This is a genomic window from Sediminicoccus sp. BL-A-41-H5 (assembly GCF_050632405.1).
Taxonomy (GTDB): domain Bacteria; phylum Pseudomonadota; class Alphaproteobacteria; order Acetobacterales; family Acetobacteraceae; genus Roseococcus.
Window position 1 is genome coordinate 3,899,039 of sequence record NZ_CP192601.1, and the last position, 21,889, is coordinate 3,920,927.

A 21,889-nucleotide genomic window follows, 5' to 3' on the forward strand; every position below is an offset into this window, starting at 1 on the left:
CGTTTCGCCCCTCGCCCTCCCCGCCCGGACTGTTAAGCTCTGCCGGATGGCAAGGCGAATCGAAAACCGGGTGCCCTGGGGCCGGCCGTGCTGACGCTGCTCGGCGCCTGCTTCCTGGCCTTGCTGGCGCTGTCCGCGCTGGGCGCCTCGGGCCGGGCGCCGCGCGGGGTCTTCCTGGGCAGCGCGCTGGCCGGCGCGGGGCTCGGCCTGGTGGGGCTGGTGGGGCTGCCCGCCACCGCGCTCGCCTTCGGGCCGCCCTGGGGGGCGGCGCAGGTGGCGGTGGACGCGCTGGCCGGCTGGTTCCTGGTGATCCTGGCGGTGGCCGCGGTGCCGGCCTGCCTCTTCGCCGCCGCCTCGCCGCCGCCGCCACGGGCCGAGGGCGCCGCCTTCCCGCTTTTCCTGGCCGGCATGGCGCTGACGCTGATCGCGGCGGATGGCTTCACCCTGGTGCTCGGCTTCGAGCTGATGTCGCTCGCCTCCTGGGCCCTGGTCGCGGCGCGGCATGCGACGGGGGCGGGGCGGCGGGCGGCGCGGCTCTACCTTGCCTTCGCCGCCTTCTCGGGGCTCTGCCTGATCGGCGCCGTGGGCCTGCTGGCGGCCGGCGGAGGGCTTGGTTTCGGCGCCATGCGCGCGGCCCCGCCGGAGGGCTGGCGGGCTGCGGCCGTGCTGGCGCTGGTGCTGGTCGGCGCCGGCTCCAAGGCGGGGCTCGTGCCCTTCCATGTCTGGCTGCCGCTCGCCCATCCGGCCGCGGCGAGCCCGGTCTCGGCACTGATGTCGGGCGCCATGGTGAAGATCGCGCTTTATGTGATGATCCGCCTGATCTTCGACCTTTCGGGCCCGGCGCAGCCCGCCTGGTGGGGGCTGCCGCTGGTGGGCCTCGGGGTGGCCACCGCGTTGATCGGCGCCCTCCGGGCCAATCTGGAGCGCGACACCAAGGCCATCCTCGCCTGCTCCACGCTGGAGAATATGGGGCTGATGGTGGCGGGGCTGGGGCTGGCGCTCGCCTATCGCGGGGCGGACCTTCTGCCGCTCGCCTCCGTGGCGCTGGCGGCGGCGCTGCTGCACGCGCTGAACCACGCGGCCTTCAAGACGCAACTCTTCCTCGCCCTCGGCGCCGTCTACAGCCTGGCCGGGAGCCGCGATCCGGACCGGCTGGGCGGCTTGATCCACCGCATGCCCTGGGTGGCGGGCTGCGCCCTGCTGGGCGCGCTCTCCGCCGCCGCCCTGCCGCCGCTCTCGGGCTTTGCCAGCGAATGGCTGCTGCTGCAGGCGCTGATCCAGGGGTTCCGCGCCGCCGACATGTCGGTGCAGCTCATCGCGGCCGTGTCGCTGGCCGCGGTCGGCATGGCGGTGGGGCTGGCGGCGGCGGCGATGGTGCGGCTCTTCGGCCTGGTCTTCCTCGGCCGGCCGCGCACGCCGCGCGTGGCGGGCGCGCCCGATGCCAGCGGGCTGATGCGCGTGGCGCTGGTGGTGCCGAGCCTGCTGACGCTGGCGCTCGGCCCGCTGGCCGCGGTGGCGCTCGGCCTGCTGGACGCGCCGATCGGGCAGGTGCTGGGCCCCCAGGCGGCGGCGCCGCGCTTCGGGCTGGAACTCGCCCTGGGCGATGGTGGATCGCGCTACCTGCCCGGCCTGGCGGCACTGCTGCTCGCGCTGGCGGTGGGCGGGCTGGTGCTGGCGGTGCGCCTGCGCTCGCCGCGGGAGCCCACGCGCGGGCCCGCCTGGGATTGCGGCTTCCTCCCGCCGCCGCCGCACATGCCCTTCGGTGACCCGCTGAGCCAGGTGAGTGCCATGGGCCTGGGCCAGCCGATCCGGCGCAGCCTGGGCGACCTTGCCATCGCGCCGCGCGAGTGGCTGGCGAACCAGCCGCCCGGCTCGCCCGCCCCGGCCATGCTGCGCGTCGAGGGGCGGGATCGCGGCTTCACGCGGCTGCTCCATCCGCTGGCGCGGGCGCGGCGGGCGCTCTCGCGCGAGGCGGAGAAGCTGCGCGGCCTGAGCCTGCGCTTCTATCTGGGCCTGACCTTCGGCACCCTGGTCGCGCTGCTGGCGCTGGTCGCCATCCTGGAGCACGGGTGATGGCGGCGCTGGGCGGGTTCCTCACGCAAGTGCTGCACATCGCGCTGATGCTGGCGGCCGCCCCCCTGCTGGTGGGGGTGGTGCGCTGGCTGAAATCGCGCCTGCTGGGCCGGCGCGGGCCGCATCCGATGCAGCCCTGGCGCGACCTCCTGAAGCTGCTCCGCAAGCGACCGGTGCTGGCGGATGGAGCGAGCCTCGTTTCACGCGTCGCACCCTATGTGGCGCTGGGCGCGACGGTGCTGGCGGCGGCGCTGGTGCCGAGCTTCGCCTTCGGCATGACGCTGGCGCCCATGGCGGACCTGCTGCTGATCGGCGGCCTGCTGGCCCTCGCCCGCGTGGCCCTCGCCCTCAACGGGCATGACGCGGGCACGCCCTTCGGAGGCCTGGGCGCGGCGCGGGAGATGACCTTCGCCGTCTTCGCCGAACCGGCGCTGATGGTCTGCGTCATGGTCTTCGCGGTGCTGATCAGCAGCACCAACCTGAACGCCATCGGCTTCGGCCTCGCGGACGGGCAGTTGGGCCTGCGCGTCTCGCTGCTCTTCGCCGCCGTGGCGCTGGCCGCGGTGGCTTTGGCCGAGAATGCGCGGGTGCCGGTGGACAACCCGGCGACGCACCTGGAACTGACGATGGTGCATGAGGCGATGCTGCTGGAGGCGTCCGGCCGGCATCTGGCACTCTGGGAGATGCAGGCGGCGCTGAAGCTGCTGGTCTGGCTCGGGCTGCTGGCCACGCTGTTCGTTCCCTATGGCACGGCCGCGCCCGGCAGCGGGCCCTTCGCCTGGGGCATGGGGCTGCTGCTGTGGGTGGCGAAGATCGGCTTGCTGGCGCTGGCGCTGGCGGTGTTCGAGAGCGCCATCGCCAAGATGCGCGTGTTCCGTGTGCCGGAATTCCTGGGCGGGGCGCTGATGCTCGCCCTGCTGGCGGCGGCGCTGATCTTCGTCTCGACGGGTTTGGCCTGATGGGCTTCGGCGATACCTCCTACGACGTGGCGCATGTGCTGGGCGGCGCGATGCTGCTCATCTCCTTCGTGCTGCTCTATCAGCGGCGGATCTTCGCGCTGGTGAATGCGCTGGCGCTGCAGGGCCTGGTGCTGGCGCTCGCGGCGGCCTGGCAGGGGCATGTGCAGGGCGCGCCGCAGCTCTACCTGACCGCCGCTATCGCGCTGGCCGCCAAGGGCGTGCTCATTCCGATCTACCTGCGGCGCCTCGTGCTGCAATTGCCGCCGGCGCGGCGGGCGGAGCCCGCCTCGGGCATCGGCACCAGCATGATCGCGGGCTTCCTGCTGGTGGGGCTCAGCATCCTGGTCGTCCTGCCGGTCACGGCGGGGGCGCGGGCCTTGGCGCGCGAGGACCTGGCCATCGCGCTCTCCGTCGTGCTGCTGGGGCTGCTGATGATGGTCACGCGGCGCACGGCGCTGGCACAGATCGCGGGGTTGATGACGCTGGAGAACGGGCTGGTGCTGGCGGCCGTGGGCGTGGCCGGCATGCCGCTGGTGGTGGAGCTTTCCACCGCCGGCCTCGTGCTGGTCATCGCCGTCATCGCCGGCGTCTTCGCGCGCGTGCTGCATGAGCGCTTCGACAGCCTGGACACTTCCGTGCTCGACCCGCATCGGGGCGAGGGCGCATGACGCTCTGGCTCATCCTGGTCCCGGCCTTGGCCGCCGGCCTGTGCGCCGCGCTGCCGGCGCAGGCGGCGCGGCTGAACATCCTGGCGTCCGGCGTCACCCTGCTGCTGGCGCTGCTGCTGCTGGGCGAGCCCACGGGCACGGGCTGGCTGCGCGCCGATGCGCTGAACACGCCCTTCGTGCTGATCGCCGCCATCGTGGGCTTCGGCACGGCCGTCTTCTCGGCGCAGGACATCGCGGGCGAGGGCTTCGATACGGGGCAGAACCGCGCCTATCACGCCGCCTTCCAGGGCTTCATGGCGGCGCATCTCCTCGCCCTTCTGGCCGACAACCTCGGCGTGATGTGGGTGGCGATCGAGGCGGGCACCCTGGCCTGCGTGCTGATGGTGGCGCTGCACCGCACGCCGGCCGCGATCGAGGCCGCGTGGAAGTTTTTCATCCTCTGCGGTGTGGGCATCGCGCTGGCGTTGTTCGGGCTGATCGTGCTGGCGCTGGCGGCGCAGCCGGTGACGGGGCATGCGGAGGGGCAGCTCTCCTACAGCGCGCTGCGGGCGCTGGCGCCGCGGGCCGATGCGGGGTTGCTGAACCTCGCCTTCATCTTCCTGCTGGTGGGCTTCGGCACCAAGGCGGGCCTCGCGCCGCTGCATTCCTGGCTGCCCGACGCGCATGCCGAGGGGCCGACGCCGATCGCCGCCGTGCTCTCGGGCCTGCTGCTGAATGCGGCCATGCTCGGCATCCTGCGCGGCAAGACCATCGTGGCGGCGCATCCCGACGCCATTCCGCCCGGGCCTTTTCTCATCGTGATGGGCTTGGTCACGCTGCTGCTGGCGGGCTTCTCGCTCTGGCGGCGGCGCGATGCGAAGCGGCTGTTTGGCTGGAGCAGCATCGAGCATATGGGCATCACCGCCATCGCCTTCGGGGTGGGCGGTGTGGCCGGGCACATGGCGGGGCTGCTGCATCTCTGGGGCCATTCGCTGGTGAAGTCGGCGGCCTTCTTCGCCATCGGCCGCGCGGTCAGGATCAAGGGCGCGCAGCACATGGCGGCGATCGGCGGGCTGGCCACCTCGCATCCGCCGCTGGGCTGGGGCCTGGCGCTGGCCATGGCGGCGCTGGCGGGGCTGCCGCCCTTCAGCCTGTTTGCCTCCGAATTGCTGCTGGCCACCGCCATGGGGCGTGAGGCGCCCTGGCTGCTGCCCCTGCTGATCCTGGGCCTGCTGGTGGCGGGCACGGCGCTGCTGCATGCGATGCAGCGCCTCTGCTTTGGCCTGCCCACCCCGCAGCCGGCGCCGATGGCGGCGGGGCTGCCCACCCTGTTGCCGGTCTGGGGGCATCTGCTGCTGGCGATGGTGCTGGGTGTGGCGCTGCCGGCGCCGCTCTCCGCCATGCTGCTGGAAGCGGCGAGGGCGCTCACATGACGCTGCGCGCCACCATCGAAGCCGGTCAGCGGATCGGCTGCACGCCCTGGCCGCGTTACCTGCTGGATGCGCGGCGCTGGTCCGCCCTGGCGCCCGCGCCGGGCTATGCGCTGCTGGGCCTCTGGGGCGAGCCCGGCTTCGCCCATGCGGCCGTCCTGGATGAGGCGCGGCTGGAGGTGCTGCTCGCCTCCGTGCCCTCGGAGGAGGGGCGGATCCCGGCCCTCTCGCCGCTCTGGCCCTCCGCCGCGCTGTTCGAGCGGACGCTGACGGACCTCTGGGGCATCGCGGCCGAGGGCGGCACGGATCAGCGCCCCTTCCTGGATCATGGCCGCTGGCCGTTGCTGGCGCCGCTTTCGGCACGCCCTGCCGCGCAGGCGCCGGACGCCCTGCCCATGGAGTTCCTGCCGGTGGCGGGCGAGGGGATTCACGTCATCCCGGTCGGCCCCATCCATGCGGGCGTGATCGAGCCCGGGCATTTCCGCTTCCATGTGCAGGGCGAGATCATCGTCCGGCTGGAAGCGCGGCTGGGCTATGTGCACAAGGGCACGCTCTCGCTCATGCAGGGCAAGCCGCCGCGCGCCGCCGCGCGCTTCGCGGCGCGCCTCTCGGGCGACACCACCGTCGCGCATTCGCTGGCCTTCGCCCGCGCGGCCGAGGCGGCGCTGGGGGTGGAGGCGCCGCCGCGCGCGCTCGTGCTGCGTGCCGCCATGCTGGAACTGGAGCGGCTGCACAATCACCTGAACGACCTCGGCTTCATCGCGAATGACGCGGCCTTCGCCGCGATCCATGCGCGCTGCGGCTGGCTGCGCGAGGGGCTGCTGCGGGCGCAGCGCGATGCCTTCGGCCACCGGCTGATGATGGACCGCGTCCTGCCCGGCGGCATCTCCCACGATCTGACACCGGAGGGAGTCGCCGCGCTGCTGGCGGCACTGGGCGCCATCGAGGCGGAACTGCCCGCGATCCTCGCGCTCTACGAAGGCCATGCGAGCCTGCAGGACCGCGTGCTCGGCACCGGCATCATGGAGCCCTGGCTGGTGGCGGGTTTCGCGCCGGGTGGCGTGGTGGGGCGCGCCGCGGGCCGCGCCTTCGATGCGCGGCTGCTGACGGGTGAGCTCGCACCCGGGGCGGTGGCCACGCAACCGGGCGCCGATGTGGATGCGCGCTGGCGGCAGCGCTACGCCGAGGCGCTGCAATCCCTGGCCTTCCTGCGCGACATCCTGCCGCGCCTGCCGGAGGGGGAACTGACGGTGCAACTCCCGCCGCGCGGCGGCGAGGGCATCGCGCTGGTGGAGGGCTTCCGCGGCGAATGCCTGGCCTGGCTGCGCCTCGATGGCGCAGGCGGCATCGAGGCCTGCATGCTGCGCGACCCCTCCTGGCTGCATTGGCCGCTGCTGGAGGCCGCCGTGATCGGCAATATCGTGGCCGACTTTCCGCTGATCAACAAAAGCATCAATGGCAGCTATAGCGGGGTGGATCTGTGACGCCGCGCTTCGACGCCACCATCCCCGTGCTCCGCATCTTCGACCTGGCGAAGGCGCGGGAGTTCTACGTGGATTTCCTCGGCATGAGCTGGGACTGGGAACATCGCTTCGACCCGGAGGCGCCGGTCTTCGCGCAGGTCTCGCGCGGCGCGCTGCTGCTCTTCCTGAGCGAGCATTTCGGCGACGGCACGCCGGGGACGAAGCTGCTGCTGCGCATGACGGGGCTCGATGCCCTGCATGCGGAACTGACGGCGAAGCACTACCGTCACGCGCGCCCTGGCCTCGTCGCGCAGCCCTGGGGCTGGCGCGACATGGAGGTGGCGGACCCCTTCGGCAATCGCCTGGTCTTCACGGAAGCGATGGAGGGCGCCTGATGCTGATCCCCCGACTGCTGCGCAACCTCGTCTCCCGCCCGCTCACCGATGCGGCGCCGGCGCCCACACCGCCCGAGGTCGTGGAGGAATTGCGCGCGCGCCTGGCCGAAGTCTCCGAGGCGCGGCTCGGCCGTTCGCTCGCCATCCGGCAGGTGGATGCGGGCAGCTGCAATGGCTGCGAGCTGGAGGTGAATGCGCTGCAGAATGTGGCACATGACCTGGAGCGTTTCGGGCTGCGCTTCGTGGCGAGCCCCCGCCATGCCGACATCCTGCTCGTCACCGGCCCGCTCACGCGCAACATGGCCGAGGCGTTGCTGAAGGCCCGCGCCGCGACGCCCGACCCGTGCTGGGTGGTGGCGCTGGGCGATTGCGCCGCGGATGGCGGCGTGTTCCGCGGCAGCTATGCCGTGCTGGGCGGCGTGGAGGCCGCGCTGCCGGTGGACCTTGTGATTCCGGGATGCCCGCCCGCGCCGGAGCAGATCCTGGAAGGGCTGCTCGCCCTCATCGAGGCGAATGGCTGAGGAGCAGGGCGCGCACGGCGTCCGGCCTCGGGATGGGCGCCACGGCGCCATAGCCGGTTGTGGCCAGGGCGGCTGCGGCGTTCGCGTAGGTCGCCGCGGTGAGGGGATCGTCGCCGGCGAGCGTGCGGGCCAGGAAGGCGCCGCAGAAGGTGTCGCCCGCGCCGGTCGCGTCCACGCTCTCCACGCGATGCGCCGGGATGCGATGGCGGGCCTCCCGCGTCGCCACCACCGCGCCGGCCGCGCCGCATTTCAGCAGCACCAGCGGGCAGAGGCGGAGGTAGAAATCCACGACCGCGTCGGGGTCAGTCAGGCCGGTCAGCGCCGTCGCGTCTTCCAGCGAGGGCAGTGCGATATCGGCGCTGGCGATGGCCGCATGGATCACGGCGGCGGCGCGCGCGGCGGGCCAGAGGCGCAGGCGCAGATTGGTGTCGTAGGAGACGCGCACACCCGCCGCGCGGGCCAGTTCGATGGCGCGGAAGCCGGCGTCGCAGGCCGTGTTGGAGATGGCCTGGCTGATGCCGGAGAGGTGCAGGATGCGGGCCCCCGCGATCGCTTCGGCCGGCACGTCGTCAGGGCCCATCCGGCTGGCGGCCGAGCCGCTGCGGAAGAAGGCGAAGTGGTGGCCTGACGCGTCATGCGTGACGAGGTAGAGGCCGGTGGGCGCGGCCGGGTCGGTGCGGACGCAGCGATGGTCCACGCCCTCCTCGCTCCAGAGCGCGCGGAAGGCGCGGCCCGCCGGGTCATCGCCCAGCGCCGAGATGTAGCCGACGCTCGCCCCCTGGCGTGCGGCGGCGATGGCGGCGTTGGAGGTGTCGCCGCCGAAGCCCTCCAGATAGAGCGACCGGCCCGCCGCGTCGGGCGGCTGGCGGTTCAGCTCCAGCATGGGTTCGCCGAGGCAGAGAAGCTCGGGCGTCACGCGAGCGCGGCCCGGGCCGCGGCCTGGAGCGCCGCCTTGTCGCCGGCCGCGATCAGCGCCTCATCGGCGAGCTTGCCGCCCATGCCGACAAAGGCCGCGCCGGCGGCGAACCATTCGGCGGTGTTGCGCGGATCCACGCCGCCGGTCGGGCAGAAGGAGACGCCGGGGAAGACGGAGCGCAGCGCCTTGAGATGCGCGGGGTCGCCGCTGGAGGCGGGGAAGATCTTCACCGCATCGGCGCCGGCCTGGAGGGCCGCGCGCACCTCGGTCGGCGTGAAGGCGCCGGGCAGCATGGCCGCCCCCGCCGCGCGCGCGACGGCGCAGACCTCCGGGTCCACCCAGGGGGTCACGAGGAATTTGGCACCCGCCTCCAGGCAGGCTTGCGCCGCGGCCGCATCGGGCACGGTGCCCGCACCCACCAACAGCGCGGGATCGGCCGCGAGGTCGCGGATCAGCGCCACCGCATCGGGCGTGGTCAGCGTGATCTCGATGGTGGTGATGCCCACCTCGCGCAGCCAGTCCACCGCGGTGGCGGCCAGGGCGGCCGTGCTGGTGCGGATCACCGGGATGATTCGCGCGGCGCGGAGCTGCGTGACGACGGGATGCATCAGAGAAACCGCGTGTAGACGATGAAGCCCAGATGCTTCGCCACCTTGTCGTAGAGCAGGCGGCCGGCCGTGTTCGTCGTCTGCGTCTGCCAATAGACGCGCGCCGCGCCATCCTCCTTCGCCCGCGCGCAGACCGCCTCGATCAGGGCGCGGCCGATGCCCTGGCCGCGCGCTTCCGGCACGGTGAACAGATCATGCAGGTAGCAATTGGGCGCGATGGCCGTCGTCGTCCGGTGATAGACGAAATGCGTCAGGCCCAGCATGCGGCCCTCGCGCTCGGCGACGAGCGCGAACACCGGCTCATAGGGGTCGAAGAACCGCGCCCAGGTCATCGCCGTGATGGCTGGGTCGAGCGCCGTCGGGCCCACGCGCTCGTAGAAGGCGTTGTAGCCCGCCCAGAGCGGCAGCCAGGCGGCGTGGTCCTCGCGCCGGATGGGACGGATGGTCAGCATGCGGGTCTCCTTGCAGCCCGCATTGGATCATCGAAGCCCCGCCTGCGCCAGTTCCAGCGTCACCTTGCGCCGGATGGCGGCGGCGAAACTCGCCCAATCGGGCGCCGCCATGGCGAAGCCGCCCGGCGTGATGGCGTGTTCGCGCAGCCAGTCGCCGGCATCCTCCGTGCCCGCGCCGAGCGCATTCACGCGCACGCCCTGCGCCTCGGCATAGGCGCGAGCCTGGTGGGTGCGGGCCTCGGCGGATTCGCCATCGGTGACGAGGTCGATCACCTCCTCCTCCGGTGCGCAGGGGGCGCTGGCGAGGGCGTCGAGCGCGGCGAAGATCGCGCCGCCGATATCGGTGCCGGCCACCGCGCCGCGCGGGGCCTCGCGCAGGGCCGTGGCGAAGGCTTCCGCATCCGCCGCGCCGCGCAGGATGCGCCAGGGCACCATCTCCCGCGCCTCGTCGCTGAAGGAGAGGGCGATGACGGCAACCCCGGGGCCGCGCGTGATGGCGCGCTGCACGGCGGCATCCTCGAAGGCGGCCGCGTGGCCTTCCGCCTGGAGCTGCCATTCGGCGGGGAAGATGGAGGCGCTGGCGTCCAGCAGGAGCACCAGCGCCAGGGCGCAGGCGCTCATGACAGCAGCGCCCGGAAATTCGGCACGTCCGCGGCGGGGGCAGGGATGACGGCCAGCGCGTCGTTGAAGAAGGCGCAGAAGCTGTCGGCGTGGAAATGGCCCTGGCCGCGCTGGGTCTGCACCAGGCCCCAAGGGTTGGAGGCGGGGCGCAGGCTGCCGGCATTGTAGGCGATGGCGACGAGTGGCGGGTCGAAGCCCGTGATGCGCGCCTGGCGGGCGATGAAGGCCGCCCCCGCGGCGGCCGAGACGCCGGGATCGAGCAGCGCCGCACGGTCCAGCCGGGGGTCGCCCAGCGCCTCGCGCGCGGAGGAGATCAGCGTCTGCATCAGGCCGGGCGAGACGCGGTGGGGGGTCGCGGCGTCGGAGGTGAAGCCCGGTTCCTCGCGCACCGCCTCGGCCCGGCCGCCGCTTTCGGTGCAGGTGGTGGCGAGCAGGAGTTCCACCGGCACGGCGAAGCGGCGGGCGGCGGCCTCGAGCGGCGCCTGGTGCCGCGCCCAGCAGGTGGCGGCGAGGCGGGCGGGCGTGTTGCCGGGCATGGGCTCGCCCTCGATGGCGATGCCCTGCGGCGTGAGCCGCCAGCGGCGCGTGCCGCGGTGGCCGTGCCATTCGCGCAGCGGTGGCAGGTAGGGGCGCAGCGCCTCGGCCCAGGGGCGCGGGCGGCCCAGGGCGGGTTGCGCGGTGAGGCGCGCCCAGGTCTCGGGGCCGATGATCCCATCGGCGGCCAGGCCCTCGCGCCGCTGGAAGGCGAGCACGGCGTCGCGCGTCACGGGGCCGAAGACGCCATCCGCCTCGCCGCGCAGCGCGCCCTGGCGAATGAGGGCGAGCTGCGCGGCGCGGATCTCGGGGCCGGTCGCGAGCGGCAGGCGGAAGGCGAGGGGGCGGGCGAGGATCATGGCGTGGCTCCGCAGGCGGGGAGGGTCGTGAGGCGCAGGGCGAGGTCCCGCGCCTCGCGCGAGGCGGGCGGTGCGACGGCGAGACCGGCGCGGGTGGCGGCGCAGCGCTGGGCGTCGCTGCCGGCGCCGGGGCGCGCGGCGATGAGCGCGGCCCGGGCGCCGAGCAGCGTGGCGCGGGAGGCGGGGCTGGCCGCGATGGCCGGCGCGGCGCGCGCGACCTCGGCCGCGGCCTCGGCGGGGGCGAGGAATTCGGCCAGGCAAAGGCGGGCCTGCGCCTCGCCCGCGGCGAGTGCGGGGCTCGGGGTCAGCGCGCGGGCGGCGGCGTAGGACTCCGCCGCGCAGGGCAGAGGCCCGGCGGTTCCGGGGCAGGCCGCGCCGGGCGCGCGGCTGGCCATGGCGAGGCCCAGGCAGGCCTCGGCGCGCCGGGCATGGAGCCGCGCGCAGGCCGGGTGGCCGGGCGGGCAGGCCACGGGCTCGGCGGCGATCTCGGCGGGCGTGGCCTGTTCCCAGCGGGCGAGCTGCGCCAAAGGCGGGTCGAGCAGGGAAGCGACCGGCGTGCAGCCGGCCAGCAGGAGCAGCAGGGCGAGCCTCATGGCGCGACCTCCCGCAGCAGGGGGACGGGGTCGGTGCGGGCCTCGCGCAGCTCGGCCAGCAGGAGGGTGAGGGCTTGCAGCGCCGCCTTGGCCTCCTCCGGCCCGTCCTGCGGCAGGATGGGCGTGGTGACGGGCTGGCCGAGACCGGCGGCGATTCGGCCGATGAGTTCGGGCGGGAGATCGGCCTGGACGCGATCCTCCAGCAGGGCCTGGCGGAATTCCGCGAGGCCGGCCTCCGCCTCGGCCGGGCTGGTGAAGCCGGGGAAGCGAGCCCAGAGCAGGGCAGGCGCATCGGGCCGCAGGCAGGTGTCGAGCAGGGTGGCGAGGAAGCCGGGCTCGGCCAGGCGCGGCGTGAAGATGCGCGCGAAGATCGGCGCCTCGGCCAGGCGCAGCTCCGCCGAGGCGGGGGTGATGGCGCCGGGGTCGAAGAGCGCCGGGTCATGCGGTGCGTCGAGCAGGCGGGCGCGGAAGCGGCGCCAGGCGGCCGCACCCAGGTTCCAGCCGAGGCCGAGCAGGAGCGCGACCCCGGCGAGCGGCCCACCGACGGCGGCGGGCAGCAGGGGGGCGGCGGCGCGCAGCAGGGCGGGCAGCGGGCCGTCGCGGCCGGTCAGTGCCGCGGTCGCGGCCTGGAGGGCGCCGAGATCGGGCAGGGTCCGGGCGGCGGCCAGCGCCTGCTCGGCCTGGGCGATCAGCCCTCCCGCCTGCGGCGGAATGAGGCCGGCGGGCAGCGCGGGACCGAGGCGCTGGACCAGGACGCGGGCGATGTTGAGCTGGGCTTCCAGACGCGCGATGGCATCACTGGCGAGCGCGGGCTGCGCGGCCTGGGCGGCGGCCTCGCGCGCGGCGGCCTCGCTTTCGCGCAGCGCCTGGTTGGCGCGGGTCTGGCCCTCCAGCGCCTCGCCCAGCCGGCGGGCGGCCTGGGCCTCGGGGCCGGTGGAGCGCGCGCCGAAATAATAGCCGAAGACGCCGGCGATGATGCCGTTCACATAGCCGGCGATGGCGTCATTGAGCGCGAGGCTCTGGCTGAAGAGCAGCAGCGGCAGGCCGATGACGCCGACGATGAGGGCCAGCAGCGCGCGCACCGTGCCCTCGGGGAGGGCCAGTGGCAGGTCGCGCAGGGCGGAGAGCTGCTCGGGCGTGGTGGCGGGATCGCGCAGCAGGGTGAAGCAGCGCGACGCCAGCCACCACAGGAAGCCGGCGAAGCCGAGGCCGACCAGGAAAACGAGCAGGGCGGCCAGGCTGGCGGGCGCGGCGGCGAGCGGTGTGATGCCCGCCATCCGCGCCGCGAACAGCACGGCGACGGCCGCGAGGCCGCTGAGGAGGATGGCGATGGGGGGGATGAGGAAGCTGGGCAAGGCGGGGGACCTCCGAGCATGGTCCCTCATATGTTCTTATTTTGTTCTTATTTGCAAGCAAAAAAGGACCATGGTCCTAATACCCTGTCAAAATCGCAGGAAAATCAGCCGGGTTGGCGCACCCGCAGCATGGCGCTGTGCGTCCAGTCTTTCTGGCCCGCGCCCGTGCGGACCAGCCGCCACGGGCCGAATTCGCCGAGCAGGGTGACCGTCGCTTCCTCCCCGGTCCGCGCGAGGATGGGGCGATCCATGGCCGGCCCCTCCCGCAGATCGGCCTCGGCGCGGAGGCTTCCCGGGCGTGGCAGCGGCTATTCGGTGACGCGCGGCCTCGCCGGGCGGGCAGGCCTCTGGCGCCGCCTTGGCCGCGCCGGGCGCGAGCAGCAGGCCGGCAGCGACCAGCAGTCAAGGGGTTCCGCGCAGCTTCACCCTCCCGGTCAGGCCGCCTGACGCACCAGCAGGCCCTGGCGGTGCAGTTCCTCCGCGATCTGCACGGCGTTGAGCGCCGCGCCCTTGCGGAGATTGTCGGCCACGCACCAGAAGGCCAGGCCATGCGGCACGGTGGGGTCGCGCCGGAGGCGGGAGATGAAGACCTCGTCCTCGCCGGCGGCGTCGATGGGCGTGATGTAGCCCGCGTCCTCGCGCTTGTCGAAAAGCTGCACGCCCGGCGCCTTGTTGAGCGCGGCGCGGGCCTCGGCGACGGTGATCGGGCTCTCGAACTCCACATGCACCGCCTCGGCATGGCCGATGAAGACGGGCACGCGCACGCAGGTGGCGATGACCTGGATGTCCGGGTCGAGGATCTTCCGCGTCTCGACCGACATCTTCCACTCCTCCTTCGTGGCGCCATCCTCCATGAACTTGTCGATGTGGGGGATGGCGTTGAAGGCGATGGGCTTGGTGAACTGCTCCACCGTCGGCAGGTCGTTCACGAAGCTGCCCTTGGTCTGGTTGAACAGCTCATCCATGCCCTCCTTCCCCGCGCCCGAGACGGATTGGTAGGTGGAGACGACGACGCGCCTGATGCGGGCGATCTCGTGCAGCGGCTTGAGCGCGACCACCATCTGGATGGTGCTGCAATTGGGGTTGGCGATGATGCGGCGCTTCCTGAAGCGGGCCAGCGCCTGGGGGTTCACCTCCGGCACCACCAGCGGCACGTCATGGTCCATGCGGAACTGGCTGGTGTTGTCGATGACGATGCAGCCCTGGGCCGCGGCGCGGGGGGCGTGGATGGCCGACACCGCCGCACCCGGGCTGAAGAGGGCGAGGTCCAGGCCTGAGAAATCGAAGGTCTCGAGGTTCCTGACCTTCAGCACCTGGTTCTCCCCGAAGCTGACGCTTTGCCCGGCCGAGCGGGGGGAGGCGAGCGCGAAGGCCTCGCTGACCGGGAAGTTCCGTTCGGCCAGGATCTTCAGGATTTCGCGCCCGACGGCGCCGGTGGCGCCCACGACGGCGATTTTATAGGCCATGGGAATGCTCTCTCCACTCTGGCCTGGGGATGTAGGCGCTGGGGGGGGCCGCGTCCAGCAAAGCACGGAGAAACCCCCGCTTGATGGATGCTCGTTCCGCCGCCATGTTACGGGAGCCGGCGCTGGGCCGGTCCAATTCGGGAAGGAAGATCCAAATGGCCTGGAAGACCCCTCGCGTGACCGTCGTCTCGCTCGCGCTCGAAATCAACAGCTACGCCTGCGCCGAGATCGGCTGAAGCATTCGCCTGGGCTGGTTCAGCCCAGGCCTTTCCCATGCTGCGCGTCATCGTTTTGGGCGCGGGGGCCGGTGGCGGCTTTCCGCAATGGAATTCCGCCGGCCCTGGTTGCCAGCGCGCGCGGGCCGGTGACCCACGCGCCAAGCCGCGCAGCCAGGCCTCGCTGGCCGTCAGCGCCGATGGCGAACGTTGGCTGCTGGTGAATGCCTCGCCCGATCTTCGGGCGCAGATCGCCGCCACACCCGCCCTGCATCCCCGAACCGAACCCTTGCGCAACTCGCCCATCGCGGCAGTCGCGCTGACCGGGGCAGAGGTGGACACCATCGCGGGGCTGCTGAACCTGCGGGAGCGCCAGGCCTTCCGGCTTTATGGCGCGCCGCAGAGCCTCGCCGTGCTGGACGCCAATCCCATCTTCCGCGCGCTCAATCCGGACTTCGTGACGCGCGAGGCGATGCCGCTCGGCACGCGCTTCGCGCCATGCGATGGCGCGGGCGCGCCCCTGGGGTTCACCATCGAGGCCTATCCGGTGCCCGGCAAGGTGCCGCTCTTCGCCGAGGGCGCGGGTGATCCGGGCCTCGCCGAGGATGGGGAGGCGCTGGGCCTTGCCATTTCGGCGGGTGAGGCCGCGCTGCACTACATCCCGGGCTGCGCGATGATGACGGATGCGCTGCGGGCGCGCCTCATGGGTGCCGCCTGCGTCATGTTCGACGGCACGCTCTTCACCGATGACGAGATGATCCTGGCCGGCGCCGGGCCGAAGACCGGGCGGCGCATGGGTCACATGTCCATGCGCGACACGGTGCAGGAATTCGCGGCGCTGGGTGTCGCGCGACGCGTCTTCATCCATATCAACAATACCAACCCCGCCTTGCTGGACGACAGCCCGGAGCGCGCGCAACTCGCCGCCGCCGGCTGGGAGGTCGCGGAGGACGGGATGGAGATTTCGCTGTGAGCCTGATGACGCCTGGGGAATTCGAGGCCGCGCTGCGCGCCATCGGTGATGAACGGTACCACATCCATCACCCGTTCCATCACCTGCTGCACAACGGCAAGCTGGACCGTGGCCAGGTGCAGGCCTGGGCGCTGAACCGCTACTACTACCAGGCGAGCATCCCCGCGAAGGATGCATCGCTTCTCGCCCGCCTGCCCACGCCGGAGCTGCGCCGCGAATGGCGCCGCCGCCTCGAGGATCATGATGGCGACGGCGTGAAGCCGGGCGGCGTGGAGCGCTGGCTGAAGCTGACGGACGGGCTGGGCCTGGACCGGGACTACGTGACGTCGCTGCGCGGCCTGCTGCCGGCGACGCGCTTCGCCGTGGATGCCTATGTGCGCTTCGTGCGCGAGATGAGCCTGCTGGAGGCCATCGCCTCCTCGCTCACCGAGATGTTCTCGCCCAACATCATCCAGCAGCGCGTCTCGGGCATGCTGCGGAACTATGATTTCGTGAGCGAGGAGACGCTGTCCTACTTCAAGCCGCGCCTGACCCAGGCGCCGCAGGATGTGGATTTCGCACTCGGCTATGTGAAGCAACACGCCGATACGCGCGAGAAGCAGGAGCAATGCCTGGCCGCGCTGCGCTTCAAATGCGACCTGCTCTGGGCGCAGCTCGATGCGCTGCACCTGGCCTATGTGGAGCCGCGCCTCGTGCCGCCGGGAGCGTTCCGGCCATGATCCGCGCCGCCGATTCACGCCTTCGGGCATGCGCCCTCCGGCGATCGGAGGAAGCGGATCGCTGCGCCGCCGATTCGCGCCTTCGGGCATGCGCCCTCCGGCGATCGGAGGAAGCTGATCGCTGCGCCTCCGATTCACGCCTTCGGGCATGCGCCCTCCGGCGATCGGAGGCGGCATGACCATCCGCTTCGCCCCCGGCGTCCGCCTGCAGGAGGACAAGGCGCGCGGGCGCTGGATCATCATGGCGCCGGAGCTGATGTTCATCCCGGACGAGATCGCGCTCGAGGTGCTGCGCCTGGTGGATGGCGTGCGGGACGAGGCGGCGATCGTGGCCGCGCTGGTCGAGAAATTCAACGCGCCGGAAGAGGTGATCGGCGCCGATGTGGCGGCGATGCTGGATGACCTGATCGCCCGGGGTGCGCTTCGCCGTGGTTGATTTGCCGCTCCGCGGCGGGGCCGCGGTTGATCTGCCGCTCCGCGGCGGGGCTGACCTGCCGCTCGCGCTGCTGGCCGAGCTGACGCATCGCTGCCCGCTGCGCTGCCCCTACTGTTCCAATCCCACGGAACTCACCCGCGCGGCGGGCGAGCTCACCACCGCCGAATGGGCGCGGGTGTTCAACGAAGCGGCGGCATTGGGCTGCCTCCAGGTGCATCTCTCGGGCGGCGAGCCGACCGCGCGGCGGGACATCGTGGAGATCGTGGCGGCGGCGCGGGCGGCGGGGCTCTACACCAACCTCATCACGGCGGGCGTGCTGCTGGATGCGGGCCTGATGGGGCGGCTGGTCGATGCGGGGCTGGATCACGTGCAGCTCTCCGTGCAGGACGCCGAGGAAGCGGGGGCGGAGCGCATCGGCGGCCTCAAGGGCGCGCAGGCGAAGAAGCGCGCGGCGGCGGCGCTGGTGACGGCGGCGGGGCTGCCGCTCACGCTCAACGCCGTGGTGCATCGGCAGAACCTGCACAACCTGCCGCGCCTGATCGAGATCGCGCTGGAATGGGGGGCAGGGCGGCTCGAAGTCGCACATGTGCAGTATTACGGCTGGGCGCTGGCCAATCGCGCGGCCCTGCTGCCGACGCGCGCGCAGCTCGATGAGGCGACGCGCATCGTGGAGGCGGCGCGGGCGGCGCATCGCGGGCGGCTCGTCATCGACTATGTCGTGCCGGATTACCATGCGGCGCGGCCCAAGGCCTGCATGGGCGGCTGGGGGCGGCGCTTCCTGGGCGTCTCGCCGGCCGGGAACATCCTGCCCTGCCACGCGGCGGAATCCATAGCGGGCATGGTCTTCCCCAATGTGCGCGAAACCTCGCTCGCCGCGGCCTGGGCTGACAGCCCGGCCTTCAATGCCTTCCGCGGCACCGGCTGGATGCCCAAGCCCTGCCGGGGTTGCGAACATGCCGAGCGCGACTGGGGCGGCTGCCGCTGCCAGGCCTTCGCGCTGACGGGCGACGCGGCCGCGACCGACCCGGCCTGCGCCCTTTCGCCGCATCACGGGATGCTGGCGGATGCCCTGGCCGAGGCGGGGGAGAGCGCCTTCCGCTACCGCGAATTCAGCGGGATCGCCGGTTGAGCCGCGCGGCCTTCGGGTCTATCGGTTTCGTCCATGAATTCGCTGTCGCCCCTCAACCAGGGCCCGCTTCCGGCCTATCGCGCGCGCGTGGCCGAGGGCCTGCTGCATGCCGATCCCGCCCAGGCCCACGCCGCCGAGACCCTGCAGAACCTCTGGCGCATCCTGCGCGGCTATGACCCGCAGCCCACGCTGAGCGCGCCGCGCGGCCTGTTCGGCCGGCTCTTCGGGGCCAAGCGCGGTTCGGGCGATCTCGCCGCACCCCCGGGGACGCCGGAGGGGCTCTACCTCGTCGGCGCGGTCGGGCGCGGCAAGTCCATGCTGATGGACCTCTTCTTCGACACGGCCGAGGTCGCGCGCAAGCGGCGCATCCATTTCCACGCCTTCATGCAGGAGGCGCACCAGCGCATCCATCGCTGGAAGCAGACGCATCCCGGCTCGGACGACCCGATCCCGCCGCTGGCGGATGCCATCGCCAGCGAGGCGGCGCTGCTCTGCTTCGACGAGTTCCAGGTGCATGACATCACGGATGCGATGATCCTGGGCCGCCTCTTCGAGGCGCTCTTCGCCCGCGGCGTGGTGGTGGTGGCCACCAGCAACACGGCCCCGCAGGACCTCTTCAAGGGCAAGCCGGGGCGGGATGCCTTCCTGCCCTTCATCGCCCTCATCCAGTCCCGCGTGGAGGTGCTGCACCTCGAATCCGCGCAGGATTACCGGCGCGAGCGCATCCGCGGCATGCCCACCTGGCACCACCCGCTGGATGGACGATCCGAGCGCGCGCTGGACGCGGCCTTCCTGGAACTCACCGGCACCGCGCGCGGCACGGCCATGAGCCTCCAGGTCCTGGGCCGGCCGGTGCCGATCGCGGAAGCCGCGCGGGGCGTGGCGCGACTGGATTTCGATGCCGTCTGCGGCCAGGCGCTGGGGCCGGCGGATTACCTGGCGATCGCGACCCATTTCCACACGCTGGTGCTGGATGGCATCCCGCGCCTGGGGCCCGAGAATTTCGACCGCGCCCGGCGTTTCATCACCCTGGTGGACGCGCTCTACGAGCATCGCTGCAAGCTGGTCGCCTCGGCCGAGACCGGCCCGGACGAGCTTTACGAGCGCGGCGACAACGCCGCGATGTTCGAGCGAACCGCCTCACGGCTCATGGAAATGCAGAGCCAGGAGTATTTGGGCTTGCCTCATCTCCCTTGACGTAATACGCCGTAACAGGAGAGACGGAAAACGGGGGTTTCATGCGCTCTTTCATCGGGGGCCTTCTGGGCCTTTGCCTCGGGCTTGCCCTTCTGCCGCAAGATGCTTCGGCCCGGACCGATTCCCGGACTTCCGCGCAATCTTCCCAGTCCAGCCGCAGCGCGGCCGCGAGCCGGCCGGCCACGCCGCGCCCCGGCGTGACGCGCACGACGACCGCGAGCCGCAGCACGACGGCAGGCCACGCCACGACGACGACGCAGCGCCAGGCGCTGGCGCCGCTCGGCACGGCGTCCAGCCGGAGTGCGGCGCGTTCGGGCAATACCCGCCAGGCGGCGGTGCCCTATGCCCGCCAGCCGGCCGCCAGCAACGCGCGCGGTCTGCGCCAGACGGCGATGGCGAACTGCACGACGCGCAATGGTCGCCGGACCTGCACGCCCGGCGCCACCCGCACCAGCGGCATGAGCTGGACCGGTGGCCTCGCCCCGGCCGCCTTCAGCCAGACGGGCTGCCCGGATGGCACCATCGCCACCATGGCGATCGGCCACAATGACATCACCCGCTGCGTTCCGCTCTGAGGAACGCGCCACCCGGACTAGATTGTCCGGACAAGGCGATCTAGCCTCCTGCCATGAACCCCGGTTCGGGGTCTTGGGGGAGGAAGCAGGATGCGCCGCAGGACCGCACTCACGGCATTGACGCTTCTGCCCGGGCTCGCCCGGGCGCAGGCCTACCCCAGTCGCCCCATCCGCCTGATCATTCCCTATCCGCCCGGTGGCGGGACGGATGCGTTGGCGCGGCCCTGGGCCGAGCGGATGCGGCACCGGCTCGGCCAGCCGCTGGTCATCGAGAACCGGGGCGGGGCGGCGACCAATATCGGCATGGAGATGGCCGCCCGCGCCACGCCGGATGGCCAGACGCTGATCATCAACGCGGACAATGTGGCGCTTTTCCCGCATCTCTATCAGCGCCTGAGCTACGACCTGTTCCGGGATTTCGCGCCCGTCACCTACCTCGCGCAGTCGCCGCTGGTGCTCGGCATCAACCCGAATGTGCCGGCGCGGAACCTGCGGGAATTCGTGGCGCTGCTGCGACGCCAGCCGGAGAGGTACTCCTTCGCCAACCCCTCCATCGGTTCGCCGCATCACCTGGGCTATGAGCTGCTGGCGCGCGAGGCCGGCATCCGGATGATCCAGGCCGAATATCGCGGCGGCGGGCCGGCGCTCAACGACGTGCTGGCCGGCCATGTGCAGCTTGGCGTCTTCAGCCTGGGCGCTGTCAGCTCCCACTTCGCGGCCGGCACGCTCAGGCCGCTCGCGCTGCTCTCGCCCGAGCGTTCGGCCGCCGCCCCCGATATTCCGACCACGGCGGAGGAGGGCTTCCCGCTGGTGGTGAACGCGCTGCGCTTCCTGCTGTTTGCGCCCGCCGGCACGCCCCGCCCGGTCATCGAGGCGCTGCATGCCGCGACGGTGGAGACGCTGGCCGAACCCGGCCTGCGCGAGCAGCTGACGCGGGCGGGCTTCGACATCATGACCACGACGCCGGAGCAGGCGGCCGCCATGCTCCGCGCCGAATTCCAGCGCTGGGCGCCCATCCTGCCCGGCCTCAACCTCCGACTGGATTGAACCCATGGAACGACTGGACATTGCCGGCGACGCCCGGCGGATCGTGGATGTGGTGAAGGCGGGCGGCGTCGCCGTCTTCCCCACCGATGTCGGCTATGCCGGGGCGGCGGGCTGCGAGGCGGCGCTGATGCGCTTCTTCCTGGCCAAGGGCCGCGGCGCCCACAAGCGCAACGCCATGCTGGGCAGCCTTGCCATCCATGAGGACGTCCACACCCTCTCCGCGCGCGCCAACACCATGATCCGCTGCCTGGTGGAGGATTACGACCTGCCGATCTCGGCCATCGGGCCGTTCCGCGCGGATCACCCCCTGCTGCGCAAGCTGGGCGAGCCCGCGCTCTCCGCCAGCACCGAGGGCGGCACCGTCGCCATCCTGATGAATGTGGGCGCGCTGGAGCACCGCATGGCCACACTTGCGGCCGAGGAGGGGCAGCCGCTGTTCGGCTCCTCCGCCAATCTGACGGGGACGGGAACCAAGTTCCGTGCCGTGGACATCCAGCCCGAGATCCGCGCCTGCGCCGAGATCGTGGTGGATTACGGGCTGCAGAAATTCCACCAGTACAAGCGCTCCTCCACCATGATCGACTTCTCGACCATGGAGGTGGTGCGGATCGGCAGCTGCTATGAGCTGATCCAGGAGGTGCTGGGCCGCCACTTCGGCGTGGAGCTGCCACCCGATCCGGGGCTGGAGGCGCTGCCCTCGGGCCATGTGCGGGAGGCGCAGCGCCGCTACCTCATGTGAACCTCGACGCGAGACGCGAAGGCTTGCACGGCATTCTTGCAGGGCGTGGGTCGGCCGGCCTCGATGCAGTTCAGCAGGAAGACCTCCACGCAGGCGCCCGCCAAGAGTTGCGCCCCAAACTCCACCGTGTTGGGCGAATGGGTGAAGCTGGCCACGAGGCTGGTGCCGGAATTGGCGATGTTGGTGCGAGCGATCATCCGCCCCGGGCTGCCGCAGGTGCTGACATAGGTGTCAGCCTGCACCCGCGCATCGCCACGAACACTCGTGGCATTGATCAGGACGTTGAACGAGATGTAGGCGGCATTGTCCAACCGGACGGCGCAGCGGACCTCGCCGTTGTTATGTTCCCGGCAGGCGGTGCCGGCGGTGAACTGTGCCGAGGCGGGGGCGGCCGCCAGGAGGGTGAGCATGAAAGCGATCGCGGTTCGGAACATGCGGATCTCCTGAAGCTTCGTTTCGCGTTTGAT

At 72.1% G+C, this 21,889-nt stretch carries 26 protein-coding genes; 16 read left to right on the forward strand and 10 right to left on the reverse strand.

Features of this window, described 5'->3' with window-relative positions; all coding sequences use genetic code 11:
• Positions 1-87 precede the first annotated feature (87 nt).
• From ACQ860_RS19065 to ACQ860_RS19095, 7 genes are read left to right on the forward strand one after another with little or no spacing between them, the layout of a single operon-like run.
• Positions 88-2,073, forward strand: coding sequence for a proton-conducting transporter membrane subunit (locus ACQ860_RS19065; protein WP_431304915.1), 1,986 nt, complete (start codon positions 88-90; stop codon positions 2,071-2,073).
• Positions 2,073-3,032 (forward strand): respiratory chain complex I subunit 1 family protein, encoded by a 960-nt coding sequence (locus ACQ860_RS19070; RefSeq protein WP_431304916.1) that lies wholly within the window; start codon positions 2,073-2,075, stop codon positions 3,030-3,032. Before ACQ860_RS19065 ends, ACQ860_RS19070 begins: the two co-directional genes overlap by 1 nt.
• Entirely contained in the window at positions 3,032-3,700 is a 669-nt protein-coding gene (locus tag ACQ860_RS19075) for a hydrogenase-4 component E (RefSeq protein ID WP_431304917.1), read from the forward strand. The genes ACQ860_RS19070 and ACQ860_RS19075 overlap by 1 nt, the downstream gene beginning before the upstream one ends.
• Complete coding sequence (locus tag ACQ860_RS19080; protein ID WP_431304918.1) at positions 3,697-5,112, forward strand: proton-conducting transporter membrane subunit; 1,416 nt, start codon at positions 3,697-3,699, stop codon at positions 5,110-5,112. Before ACQ860_RS19075 ends, ACQ860_RS19080 begins: the two co-directional genes overlap by 4 nt.
• Positions 5,109-6,593, forward strand: coding sequence for an NADH-quinone oxidoreductase subunit C (locus ACQ860_RS19085; RefSeq protein ID WP_431304919.1), 1,485 nt, complete (start codon positions 5,109-5,111; stop codon positions 6,591-6,593). The genes ACQ860_RS19080 and ACQ860_RS19085 overlap by 4 nt, the downstream gene beginning before the upstream one ends.
• On the forward strand, positions 6,590-6,967 hold the full coding sequence (locus ACQ860_RS19090; RefSeq protein WP_431304920.1) for a glyoxalase superfamily protein: 378 nt from the start codon (positions 6,590-6,592) through the stop codon (positions 6,965-6,967). The genes ACQ860_RS19085 and ACQ860_RS19090 overlap by 4 nt, the downstream gene beginning before the upstream one ends.
• Positions 6,967-7,488, forward strand: a complete 522-nt coding sequence (locus ACQ860_RS19095; RefSeq protein ID WP_431304921.1) for an NADH-quinone oxidoreductase subunit B family protein — start codon at positions 6,967-6,969, stop codon at positions 7,486-7,488. Before ACQ860_RS19090 ends, ACQ860_RS19095 begins: the two co-directional genes overlap by 1 nt.
• On the opposite strand, the gene ACQ860_RS19100 is transcribed toward ACQ860_RS19095, so the two are convergent.
• The 9 genes from ACQ860_RS19100 to ACQ860_RS19140 all read right to left on the reverse strand — a co-directional run bounded on the left by ACQ860_RS19100 (position 7,469) and on the right by ACQ860_RS19140 (position 14,392).
• Entirely contained in the window at positions 7,469-8,404 is a 936-nt protein-coding gene (locus ACQ860_RS19100; RefSeq protein ID WP_431304922.1) for a sugar kinase, read from the reverse strand. The two genes, ACQ860_RS19095 and ACQ860_RS19100, sit on opposite strands and share 20 nt — an antisense overlap.
• Positions 8,401-9,012, reverse strand: coding sequence for a bifunctional 4-hydroxy-2-oxoglutarate aldolase/2-dehydro-3-deoxy-phosphogluconate aldolase (locus tag ACQ860_RS19105; protein ID WP_431304923.1), 612 nt, complete (start codon positions 9,010-9,012; stop codon positions 8,401-8,403). Before ACQ860_RS19105 ends, ACQ860_RS19100 begins: the two co-directional genes overlap by 4 nt.
• Complete coding sequence (locus ACQ860_RS19110; protein ID WP_431304924.1) at positions 9,012-9,464, reverse strand: GNAT family N-acetyltransferase; 453 nt, start codon at positions 9,462-9,464, stop codon at positions 9,012-9,014. Before ACQ860_RS19110 ends, ACQ860_RS19105 begins: the two co-directional genes overlap by 1 nt.
• Positions 9,465-9,491: 27 nt before the next feature.
• Positions 9,492-10,085, reverse strand: a complete 594-nt coding sequence (locus ACQ860_RS19115) for a DUF1194 domain-containing protein (RefSeq protein ID WP_431304925.1) — start codon at positions 10,083-10,085, stop codon at positions 9,492-9,494.
• Positions 10,082-10,978: a peptidoglycan-binding protein gene (locus ACQ860_RS19120; protein WP_431304926.1), complete on the reverse strand. Its 897-nt coding sequence runs from the start codon at positions 10,976-10,978 to the stop codon at positions 10,082-10,084. The genes ACQ860_RS19115 and ACQ860_RS19120 overlap by 4 nt, the downstream gene beginning before the upstream one ends.
• Positions 10,975-11,571 (reverse strand): hypothetical protein, encoded by a 597-nt coding sequence (locus ACQ860_RS19125; RefSeq protein ID WP_431304927.1) that lies wholly within the window; start codon positions 11,569-11,571, stop codon positions 10,975-10,977. Before ACQ860_RS19125 ends, ACQ860_RS19120 begins: the two co-directional genes overlap by 4 nt.
• Positions 11,568-12,926, reverse strand: a complete 1,359-nt coding sequence (locus ACQ860_RS19130) for a hypothetical protein (RefSeq protein WP_431304928.1) — start codon at positions 12,924-12,926, stop codon at positions 11,568-11,570. Before ACQ860_RS19130 ends, ACQ860_RS19125 begins: the two co-directional genes overlap by 4 nt.
• 104 nt (positions 12,927-13,030) lie before the next feature.
• The gene (locus ACQ860_RS19135) at positions 13,031-13,177 is read right to left on the reverse strand and encodes a hypothetical protein (protein ID WP_431304929.1); all 147 of its coding nucleotides are present in this window, start codon (positions 13,175-13,177) and stop codon (positions 13,031-13,033) included.
• Between the two features lie 183 nt (positions 13,178-13,360).
• Positions 13,361-14,392 carry an aspartate-semialdehyde dehydrogenase gene (locus ACQ860_RS19140; protein WP_431304930.1) on the reverse strand — a complete coding sequence of 344 codons (1,032 nt, stop codon included), beginning with the start codon at positions 14,390-14,392 and terminating at the stop codon, positions 13,361-13,363.
• An 83-nt stretch (positions 14,393-14,475) separates the two neighbouring features.
• On the opposite strand from ACQ860_RS19140, the gene pqqA reads away from it, so the two are divergent.
• From pqqA to ACQ860_RS19185, 9 genes are all read left to right on the forward strand, one after another.
• The gene (pqqA, locus tag ACQ860_RS19145; RefSeq protein WP_431304931.1) at positions 14,476-14,628 is read left to right on the forward strand and encodes a pyrroloquinoline quinone precursor peptide PqqA; all 153 of its coding nucleotides are present in this window, start codon (positions 14,476-14,478) and stop codon (positions 14,626-14,628) included.
• 37 nt (positions 14,629-14,665) lie between these two features.
• Positions 14,666-15,580, forward strand: a complete 915-nt coding sequence (gene pqqB, locus ACQ860_RS19150; RefSeq protein ID WP_431304932.1) for a pyrroloquinoline quinone biosynthesis protein PqqB — start codon at positions 14,666-14,668, stop codon at positions 15,578-15,580.
• 5 nt (positions 15,581-15,585) lie between these two features.
• On the forward strand, positions 15,586-16,299 hold the full coding sequence (pqqC, locus tag ACQ860_RS19155; protein WP_431305784.1) for a pyrroloquinoline-quinone synthase PqqC: 714 nt from the start codon (positions 15,586-15,588) through the stop codon (positions 16,297-16,299).
• A 175-nt stretch (positions 16,300-16,474) separates the two neighbouring features.
• Positions 16,475-16,735 (forward strand): pyrroloquinoline quinone biosynthesis peptide chaperone PqqD, encoded by a 261-nt coding sequence (gene pqqD, locus ACQ860_RS19160; RefSeq protein ID WP_431304933.1) that lies wholly within the window; start codon positions 16,475-16,477, stop codon positions 16,733-16,735.
• A gap of 1 nt (position 16,736) precedes the next feature.
• Positions 16,737-17,864: a pyrroloquinoline quinone biosynthesis protein PqqE gene (gene pqqE / locus ACQ860_RS19165; RefSeq protein WP_431305785.1), complete on the forward strand. Its 1,128-nt coding sequence runs from the start codon at positions 16,737-16,739 to the stop codon at positions 17,862-17,864.
• 33 nt (positions 17,865-17,897) lie between these two features.
• Positions 17,898-19,061, forward strand: coding sequence for a cell division protein ZapE (zapE, locus tag ACQ860_RS19170; protein ID WP_431304934.1), 1,164 nt, complete (start codon positions 17,898-17,900; stop codon positions 19,059-19,061).
• Positions 19,062-19,258: 197 nt separating this feature from the next.
• The gene (locus tag ACQ860_RS19175) at positions 19,259-19,636 is read left to right on the forward strand and encodes a hypothetical protein (RefSeq protein ID WP_431304935.1); all 378 of its coding nucleotides are present in this window, start codon (positions 19,259-19,261) and stop codon (positions 19,634-19,636) included.
• A 90-nt stretch (positions 19,637-19,726) separates the two neighbouring features.
• On the forward strand, positions 19,727-20,683 hold the full coding sequence (locus tag ACQ860_RS19180) for a Bug family tripartite tricarboxylate transporter substrate binding protein (RefSeq protein WP_431304936.1): 957 nt from the start codon (positions 19,727-19,729) through the stop codon (positions 20,681-20,683).
• A 4-nt stretch (positions 20,684-20,687) separates the two neighbouring features.
• A complete protein-coding gene (locus ACQ860_RS19185; RefSeq protein ID WP_431304937.1) occupies positions 20,688-21,422 on the forward strand; it encodes an L-threonylcarbamoyladenylate synthase in 735 nt (244 codons plus the stop codon).
• On the opposite strand, the gene ACQ860_RS19190 is transcribed toward ACQ860_RS19185, so the two are convergent.
• A complete protein-coding gene (locus tag ACQ860_RS19190) occupies positions 21,410-21,856 on the reverse strand; it encodes a hypothetical protein (RefSeq protein ID WP_431304938.1) in 447 nt (148 codons plus the stop codon). The genes ACQ860_RS19185 and ACQ860_RS19190 overlap by 13 nt on opposite strands.
• Positions 21,857-21,889: the final 33 nt, after the last annotated feature.

Bases quoted from the DNA above. Each gene is read 5' to 3' on its own strand.
- ACQ860_RS19070 (WP_431304916.1), top strand. From the start codon at position 2,073: ATGGCGGCGCTGGGCGGGTTCCTCACGCAAGTGCTGCACATCGCGCTG.
- ACQ860_RS19075 (WP_431304917.1), top strand. From the start codon at position 3,032: ATGGGCTTCGGCGATACCTCCTACGACGTGGCGCATGTGCTGGGCGGC.
- ACQ860_RS19080 (WP_431304918.1), top strand. From the start codon at position 3,697: ATGACGCTCTGGCTCATCCTGGTCCCGGCCTTGGCCGCCGGCCTGTGC.
- ACQ860_RS19085 (WP_431304919.1), top strand. From the start codon at position 5,109: ATGACGCTGCGCGCCACCATCGAAGCCGGTCAGCGGATCGGCTGCACG.
- ACQ860_RS19095 (WP_431304921.1), top strand. From the start codon at position 6,967: ATGCTGATCCCCCGACTGCTGCGCAACCTCGTCTCCCGCCCGCTCACC.
- ACQ860_RS19105 (WP_431304923.1), bottom strand. From the start codon at position 9,012: ATGCATCCCGTCGTCACGCAGCTCCGCGCCGCGCGAATCATCCCGGTG.
- ACQ860_RS19110 (WP_431304924.1), bottom strand. From the start codon at position 9,464: ATGCTGACCATCCGTCCCATCCGGCGCGAGGACCACGCCGCCTGGCTG.
- ACQ860_RS19115 (WP_431304925.1), bottom strand. From the start codon at position 10,085: ATGAGCGCCTGCGCCCTGGCGCTGGTGCTCCTGCTGGACGCCAGCGCC.
- ACQ860_RS19120 (WP_431304926.1), bottom strand. From the start codon at position 10,978: ATGATCCTCGCCCGCCCCCTCGCCTTCCGCCTGCCGCTCGCGACCGGC.
- ACQ860_RS19125 (WP_431304927.1), bottom strand. From the start codon at position 11,571: ATGAGGCTCGCCCTGCTGCTCCTGCTGGCCGGCTGCACGCCGGTCGCT.
- ACQ860_RS19135 (WP_431304929.1), bottom strand. From the start codon at position 13,177: ATGGATCGCCCCATCCTCGCGCGGACCGGGGAGGAAGCGACGGTCACC.
- ACQ860_RS19140 (WP_431304930.1), bottom strand. From the start codon at position 14,392: ATGGCCTATAAAATCGCCGTCGTGGGCGCCACCGGCGCCGTCGGGCGC.
- pqqA (WP_431304931.1), top strand. From the start codon at position 14,476: ATGGATGCTCGTTCCGCCGCCATGTTACGGGAGCCGGCGCTGGGCCGG.
- pqqB (WP_431304932.1), top strand. From the start codon at position 14,666: ATGCTGCGCGTCATCGTTTTGGGCGCGGGGGCCGGTGGCGGCTTTCCG.
- pqqC (WP_431305784.1), top strand. From the start codon at position 15,586: ATGACGCCTGGGGAATTCGAGGCCGCGCTGCGCGCCATCGGTGATGAA.
- pqqD (WP_431304933.1), top strand. From the start codon at position 16,475: ATGACCATCCGCTTCGCCCCCGGCGTCCGCCTGCAGGAGGACAAGGCG.
- zapE (WP_431304934.1), top strand. From the start codon at position 17,898: ATGAATTCGCTGTCGCCCCTCAACCAGGGCCCGCTTCCGGCCTATCGC.
- ACQ860_RS19180 (WP_431304936.1), top strand. From the start codon at position 19,727: ATGCGCCGCAGGACCGCACTCACGGCATTGACGCTTCTGCCCGGGCTC.
- ACQ860_RS19185 (WP_431304937.1), top strand. From the start codon at position 20,688: ATGGAACGACTGGACATTGCCGGCGACGCCCGGCGGATCGTGGATGTG.
- ACQ860_RS19190 (WP_431304938.1), bottom strand. From the start codon at position 21,856: ATGTTCCGAACCGCGATCGCTTTCATGCTCACCCTCCTGGCGGCCGCC.